Source organism: Mycobacterium zoologicum, from assembly GCF_020181635.2.
Taxonomy (GTDB): Bacteria; Actinomycetota; Actinomycetes; order Mycobacteriales; family Mycobacteriaceae; genus Mycobacterium; species Mycobacterium zoologicum.
The window spans coordinates 1-639 of the sequence record NZ_JAYJJS010000084.1 but is presented as its reverse complement, the minus strand read 5'-3'; the positions used below and the strand labels follow the sequence as shown (position 1 = coordinate 639).

The following is a 639-nucleotide window of genomic DNA, read 5'->3' as shown; positions in this document are numbered from 1 at the left end:
CCTGACTTTTATCACCAACCGGAGGTTCGTGACCCCGTAGAGCTGTGAGCTGCGGTGTTGGTTGGTGGTGAAGCGAAATTTGCGCACTAATTTTGGGTCGTAGGCTGCCCGGATGGCCTATATCCGCACCGTGAAGACCGCCTCGGGGGCCACCGCGGTGCAGATCGTGTGGTCGTCTCGAGGCGGTGCCCGCAAGATCGAGCACCTGGGATCGGCCCATGATGCGGTCGGTGTCGCAGCACTGAAGGCGGCCGGGGCGCAGAAGATCGCTGCAGGCCAAGACCAACTTGATCTCGGACTGGACACCCCGGTCGATGCTGAGCCGTTGCCGATCACCTCCTCTCGGGCCGCGCACCTGTGGGGTGCGCTGTGCAGCGTCTATGACGCGCTCGGTTTCGACGAGGCGGCCGGTGGCGATGAGGTGTTCCGCCAGTTGGTGGCAGCCCGGATCATCGAACCGACCAGCAAAGCCGACTCGCTGCGGGTCATCGAGGAAGCCGGAATCACCCCGGTGACCTACCCGACGTTGAATCGTCGGCTTCCGGAGTTCGCTAAACCCGGTTTCCGGCAGGGTATTTCGAGTGCGTGTGCCGCCCATGCGCAACTTGGCCCCACCAGCCTCGTGTTGTTCGACGTCTC

The 639-nt window shown here is 63.4% G+C and carries 1 pseudogene; it reads left to right on the top strand.

Annotated features, from left to right (window positions below):
* Positions 1-112 precede the first annotated feature (112 nt).
* Positions 113-639: pseudogene (locus tag K6T84_RS23840) on the top strand (IS1634 family transposase); the annotation flags it as partial.